The sequence below is a fragment of the Deinococcus planocerae genome, from assembly GCF_002869765.1.
GTDB lineage: Bacteria > Deinococcota > Deinococci > Deinococcales > Deinococcaceae > Deinococcus > Deinococcus planocerae.
The window spans coordinates 119,404-125,403 of the sequence record NZ_PNOR01000008.1; the positions used below are offsets into that span (position 1 = coordinate 119,404).

Here is a 6,000-nt window from a genome sequence, read left to right on the forward strand (position 1 = left end):
TGACGGTGCAGGAGTCTGCCGCTTTTTGCCGTACAGCACGTCTTGGCGCAGCCTGAGCGCGTGCTATGCTGGGCGCGACTTCAGCCGCTGTCGGTCCCGGGGCAGGCCCCACAGGAGCAAGCATCTCAGGAGCACGCACTTTACGCGCGAGGAGAAGGAACGTGGAGAGAAACGACGCTGTCATGCCCTGGGTCGCCATCGTGTGCGCGGCGATCATGTGGATCATCTTGCTGTTCTTGTTCAACAAGGAAACGGCGCCCGAGCCGGTGGTGGTGGACCCCGAGGTGGTCGCCAGCATCAACCAGGACTGGCGGACCATCGGCCAGCAGGTGTATGTCTCGGCGGGCTGTGTGGGCTGCCACGGGGCCCAGGGTCAGGGCGGCGCCGGGCCGCGGCTGGCGGGCGACGAGAAGATTGTCAAGGACCCGGTGTACGTCCACACCATCGTCACGCAGGGCAAGGGGCAGATGCCCGCCTTCCCGCAGCTTTCCGAGCGCGAGGTGTTCGCGGTCGCCAACTACGTGCTGCACTCTTTCGGCAACAACATCGAGGAGCCCCTGACCCCCGCCCTCGTCGCCGAGGGTCAGACCCGGATCGACCCGGCGGTCCTGAAAAACCGCAGCCGCTTCGTGCCGGAAGACATCAAGCTGCCGGAAATCTTCCTGGCGACTTTCGTGATGGTGCTGCTGACCTACGGATTGATCGGGCTTTACAGCGTGTGGACCGAAGGGCAGGAACTCCACCCCGGCATCCACAAGGTGCGCTCGAACCCGGTGGCGATGCTGGCGATGGTGGTGACGCTGGGGCTGACCCTGCTGTTCAGCGTGCTGTTCGTGCGGCAGATGGTGGCCGACTACGCCGCGTGGGCCAACCAGGAGCAGGTGAACGTGGCGATGGAGGGCTTCTATGCCTCGATGATCCTGCTGACCATCGCCGTCGCCATCGGCCTGTACAAGAAGTTCTTCATGGACGGCGAGGTGCTCGTCGAGGACGCCAGCGGCGAGTTCCCGTGGTGAGGCGACCCAGGAGCAAGGGAGAGACCAGACGATGACCCGTTACAAGAGACAAGACCCCGAAATGAGCCGCCGCCGCTTCATCAACATGGCGATGGGCACGACCGCCGCCGTGGGGGGCGTGAGCCTGCTCAGCGTGCTCGGCGCGGCCAACCCCGTCTTCCGCCTGACGCGCGACAAGATGCCGCCCCTGAAGGGAGACATCCTGGTGCACGCCTCCAACAACAAGGAGGGCCAGCCTATCCTCCTGAGCGAGCTCAACGAGCAGCTCGTGCGCGCGTGGCCGATGGGCAAGAACGAGAACGGCGAGAACGTGATCCGCAAGGGTGACCCCAACAACCTCGTGGCGCTGTACCGCTTTCCCCGGGGGCAGATTATCCAGCCCACCAACCTGGAGGTGACCATCGACGGGGAGGTGGTGGCGTACAGCGACATCTGCACGCACGCGGGCTGCACGGTGGCCGACAGCGACACCCGCGCCGGGGCGATGAAGTGCCCCTGCCACTCGGGCGAGTACGATCCCAAGCGCGCCGCCATCGTGGTGGGCGGGCCGCCTCCGCGCAAGCTCGCCCAGCTCCCCATCGCCCAGCAGGGTCAGAACATCGTGGTGACCGGCTTCTTCCTGACCAATCCCTACGGTTACTCGACCGAGGAGGAGTGGGAGAGCTTTACCAAGGAAGTGGAGGAACAGCTCGCATGAACCAGTGGCTTGATGAGCGTCTGCATATCTCGCGCCTGAACGACAAGTTCCTGCGCAAGGCCTTTCCTGTCCACCACTCCTTTTTCCTGGGGGAGATCACCCTATTCAGCCTGATCATCCTGATCCTGACGGGCATCCTGCTCGCCCTCTCGTACGAGCCGAGCAACAGCCTGGTGGTGAACTCCTTCGATCCGGGCACGACCGACGCGCCCAACCTCATTCCGGCGGCGTACCACTCGGCGCTCAAGATCAACGCGCAGCCCTTCGGCGACATGCTGCGGCGTATCCACCACTGGACGGCGAACATCATGGTGGCGGCCTCGGTGCTGCACATGATGCGCATCTACTTCACGGGCGCGTTCAAGAAGCCGCGCGAGATCAACTGGTGGATCGGGATGCTGCTCCTGATCTTCACGGCGCTCACCGCCGTCACCGGGTACGTGCTGCCCTACGACAACTACGCGTACAACACCTTGCAGGTGATCTACGGCATCGCGGGCTCGATTCCCTGGGTGGGCGAGTGGGTCGCGCAGGCGGCCTTCGCGGGCAAGTTCCCGGGTGACGGCATCATCCCGCGCGTGTACGGCTACCACATCATGCTGCTGCCGGGCATCCTGCTGGCCCTGACGGGCGCGCACATGCTCTTGATGATCAAGCAGAAGCACACCCAGCCGCAGTACGCCAAGCGCGTCGCCTACAAGAAGATCGTCGGCGTGCCGCTGATGGGCCAGCAGACGCCCATCATGCTGCTGCTCACCTTCGCGTTCGCGGGCATCATCGTCTTGTTCAGCGCCTTTATCCCGGTGCACCCGGTCGAGTACTTCGGGCCGCCCAGCACCACGCCGATCAACAACATCAAGCCCGACTGGTACCTGCTGTGGGTCTTCGGCGTGCTGGCGATCATCCCCAGCTTCGAGTTCCACCTGCTGGGCGGCGTGATCGGTTCGGAGTTCATGGGCGCCATCGTGGTCCCGACCCTGGCGATCCTCGCCATGTTCGCGGTGCCCATGCTCGACCGCAGCAAGGAGAACCTGTACTACGCCGAGAACCCCACCAACTACCCGGTGCGGCTCGGTGCGGGGGTGGCCTTCATGGCGCTGCTGGTGGTCTGGTCGGTCGCCGGGTACAAACCCGAGCTGATCAGCGCGGGCATCCTGACGACCGCCAACGCCAACACGGTGCTGTGGATCGCGTCCTTCCTGGTGCCCGCCCTGTCGTACTTCGCGGTGCAGGCCATCGTGCGCGGCATCCGCAGCCTGCGCGAGTCCGACGCCCGCGACCGCGCCAACTTCCAGGCCGCCGACGACTGAGCTCCGCCCTCCCAGCCCCCGCCTCGGCCCTGCGCCGGGGCGGTTTTCCTATGCTGTGGGGATGCAAGACGACCTCGCCGCCCACCTCGCCCGGCAGGCCCGGGCTCTCGGGCTGGACGCCCGGAATGTGGAGCACGCCGGTCCCGAGACGCTGCGCGACTTCGCGCGGGGAGTGCTGACCGAACTCGCTGCCCTCGGGCTCGTGGCGGGGGAGCAGGCCCCGGAGTGCTGGGCGGCGCCGCGCCCGACCGGACACTGATCACGGGACGCCGTGACGCTGGGAGAGGAAGACCTACAACCCGCGCCGTCGCCGGGCCGTCAGCCGCCCCAGAGGCAAACCGATCAGCGCGGGCAAGGTAAAGAGGAGCAGGAAGCCGGGCAGATCGCTATCCCCGACCATGTTCCCGAGGGGGCGGCCCAGCGCGGCGCTGACCGGGCTGCCGAGCCAGGCGAGGGCGGTCCACAGCCAGCCGTCAAGCCCGCGTGACTCCACCGCGTTCTCTAGCCAGCGGGCGCCGAGCAGCCCCAGCGTTTGCAGGATCAGGGCGGGGAGGAGCACGAGCAGGGACCGCGCGCCCCGCTCGGCCCGGCCCGCCAGGAAGCCCAGGGCGAGCGGCCCGAGCACCGGAATCCAGCCGACGAGCAGCGCCACGAGCAGCAGCATGAGGACGTTGACCCACGTCATGGGGCGAGTGTACCCCCGCGCCGCGCCGGACCGGACGGGCCGCGCGGATTGTAGCCGGGTCTACACCGCCGCTTCTGGGCTGATCCGGGGGTTACGCCGCCTTTAGACCATTGCCACGACCCGGGCGGGCGCGCTGTTCAGACTGGGGCGCGAGACGGAGTTCACCGGTCGCCTGACCGGGCGCGACATTCGTTATCTGACCTGCCGGAGGCTCCACATGCTCAAACGCTCGGCCGCCTTGCTCCTGCCCTTCGCCCTCGCCGCGTGCGCGCCGTCCATGATGGCGCCGAACGCCAGCACCGCCGACGGTCTGTTTCTCCAGGCCGTGACGGGGAGCAACCTCTTCGAGATCCAGTCGTCGCAGGTGGCGCTCCAGAAGTCGAACACCGCCGCGGTGCGCGCCTACGCCCAGCAGATGATCAACGAGCACACGACCGCGCAAAACCAGGTCGCGGCCCTGGCGGCGGCCCGCCGGGTGCCCCTGCCCACCGCGCTGCCCCCCGAGCTGCAACTCAAGGTCACGACCCTGAGCGGTCTGAACGGCGCGGACCTCGACGCGGCCTACATTCGCGAGCAGATCCTGAGCCACCAGTTCACCGTCTCCATCTTCCAGAACCAGCAGACGGCGGGCCGCGACGCCGAGGTGGTGGCCTTCGCCAACCAGAACCTGCCCCTGATCCAGCGCCACCTCCAGGAAGCCCAGGCGCTCGGCGGCGGCGCTGCGCCCGCTGGGCACGCGGGTCACTGAGCCCGAGTCGCAGGGCCGCGCCTCACCTTCCCACCGCTGCGGGGAGGTGGGGCGCTCCGTGTTGTGTGCCAGGGGCTAGGCTCGCGCCTCTTCCAGCCCCTCCCGGCCCGGCACCTCACGCAGCGCCCAGCGCAGGCCCAGGGCGGTCAGCCCGCCCACCGCCATCAGGGTGAGCCAGGGGAGCAGGGGCAGGCCCAAGCGGGCGCTCACGTCGATGAGCGTCCCCCCGACCACGTTGCCGACCGCGCCCCCCAGCCCCAGGCTGATCGCGGAGAACCCGAAGTAGCTGCCCGTGAGGCCGGGAGGAGCCAGCCGCGCCGTGAGGGTCTGCTGGGTGGGGTAAACGAGCATGGTGCCTAGGCTGTAGAGCGCCACGCAGGCGAGCAGTTGCCCAAAGGTCGCCGCGAAGCCCATGAGCCCCAGGCTCAGCCCGACCGCCAGCACGGCGGCGACGAGGGCCACCCGCGTCCGCACCCGCCGCTCGACGAAGCGCAACAGGGGGTACTGAAGCACCACCGCCAGCCCCGCCGAGAGGCCGTACAGCGGTCCGGTCGCCCCCGGCCCCGCGAGTGCGACCGCCTTGAGGGTCACCGCCACGTTGAGCTGCGTGCTCAGCAGGAAGTAGCCCACGAGCACCAGCGTGAAGCGCCGGAAGCGGCGGTCGAGGGCGGCGGCTTTCAGCCCGGCGAGGCCCCCCGCCGCCGTGCGCTCGGGGCGGATGTGGGGCAGGGTCGCGGCGAGGACCGCGCAGGCCAGCAGGTACACGCTGCCCGCCGAGATCGCCGCCGTGCGGAAGCCCAGCCCGATCAGGGACGCGCCGATGAGGGGCCCCGTCACCATGCCGAGGTTGCCGGAGATGGAGGTCAGGCTGAACATGCGCGACCGGTGTTCGGGGGCCGTGACGCCCGTGATCGCCGCGTTCTTGGGCGCGTCGAAGAGGCCGCCCCCGACCCCCGCCAGCACGGACGCGGCGAGCAGCACGGGCAGTGTGTCGGCGAAGCCCATCCAGGTAAAGCCCAGCGTTCGGATCAGGCACCCGGCCAGGATCAGCGGTTTGGGTCCGATTCGGTCGGCCCAGGCGCCCCCGAACACCGTCAGCCCCTGCTGGGTCAGTTGCCGCACCCCCAGCACCAGCCCCACGCTCGCCGCCGCCCACCCCAGCCCGTCCACGAAATGCACCGTCACGAGCGGGATGACGGCGAAGAACCCGCCCCACATCAGGAAATTCGCCGCGATCAAGCCGAGCTGCGCGGGTGAGGGGCGGAACGGCGCGGGGGTGGGGAGCGCGGTCACGGGGTGGAGTGTACGCCCCTCGGCGCGAGCAGGAGAGAGCCACGAGGGAATGATCCTCACCGCCTCCAGTCGGGCAGGCTAGAGGTCACCGCTCCAGAAACGGGCAACCCCCATGTGCCGCAAACTCAGAACTTGCACCTGAATAGGTAGCGAAAAAGCGCTCCCAGGGGCGAGAAAGAGGGTGTGTGGAACCTCAAGCTTCGCGGGGAGCGCGCTCGTATTTTGGCAGATGCGCTCCTCGCTGTCCCGAC

At 68.2% G+C, this 6,000-nt stretch carries 7 protein-coding genes; 5 read left to right on the forward strand and 2 right to left on the reverse strand.

All coding sequences use genetic code 11. The features are described from left to right. Window positions 1-161 precede the first annotated feature (161 nt). The 4 genes from A7B18_RS06610 (at window position 162) to A7B18_RS06625 (ending at window position 3,282) form a co-directional block, all read left to right on the forward strand. Window positions 162-1,016 (forward strand): c-type cytochrome, encoded by an 855-nt coding sequence (locus tag A7B18_RS06610; protein WP_245872772.1) that lies wholly within the window; start codon window positions 162-164, stop codon window positions 1,014-1,016. A gap of 31 nt (window positions 1,017-1,047) precedes the next feature. After that, on the forward strand, window positions 1,048-1,713 hold the full coding sequence (locus A7B18_RS06615) for a QcrA and Rieske domain-containing protein (RefSeq protein WP_102125894.1): 666 nt from the start codon (window positions 1,048-1,050) through the stop codon (window positions 1,711-1,713). Next, on the forward strand, window positions 1,710-3,023 hold the full coding sequence (locus tag A7B18_RS06620; protein ID WP_102125895.1) for a cytochrome b: 1,314 nt from the start codon (window positions 1,710-1,712) through the stop codon (window positions 3,021-3,023). Before A7B18_RS06615 ends, A7B18_RS06620 begins: the two co-directional genes overlap by 4 nt. A 61-nt stretch (window positions 3,024-3,084) precedes the next feature. Next, the gene (locus A7B18_RS06625; protein ID WP_102125896.1) at window positions 3,085-3,282 is read left to right on the forward strand and encodes a hypothetical protein; all 198 of its coding nucleotides are present in this window, start codon (window positions 3,085-3,087) and stop codon (window positions 3,280-3,282) included. Window positions 3,283-3,315: 33 nt separating this feature from the next. Here the strand turns inward: A7B18_RS06625 and A7B18_RS06630 are convergent, their stop codons facing one another. After that, on the reverse strand, window positions 3,316-3,708 hold the full coding sequence (locus tag A7B18_RS06630; protein ID WP_102125897.1) for a hypothetical protein: 393 nt from the start codon (window positions 3,706-3,708) through the stop codon (window positions 3,316-3,318). A gap of 217 nt (window positions 3,709-3,925) precedes the next feature. Between A7B18_RS06630 and A7B18_RS06635 the strand changes: the two genes are divergently transcribed. Next, window positions 3,926-4,456: a DUF4142 domain-containing protein gene (locus A7B18_RS06635; RefSeq protein ID WP_102125898.1), complete on the forward strand. Its 531-nt coding sequence runs from the start codon at window positions 3,926-3,928 to the stop codon at window positions 4,454-4,456. A 75-nt stretch (window positions 4,457-4,531) separates the two neighbouring features. Here A7B18_RS06635 and A7B18_RS06640 read toward each other — a convergent pair whose 3' ends face one another. Continuing rightward, window positions 4,532-5,749, reverse strand: coding sequence for an MFS transporter (locus A7B18_RS06640; protein WP_102125899.1), 1,218 nt, complete (start codon window positions 5,747-5,749; stop codon window positions 4,532-4,534). Between the last annotated feature and the right edge of the window lie 251 nt (window positions 5,750-6,000).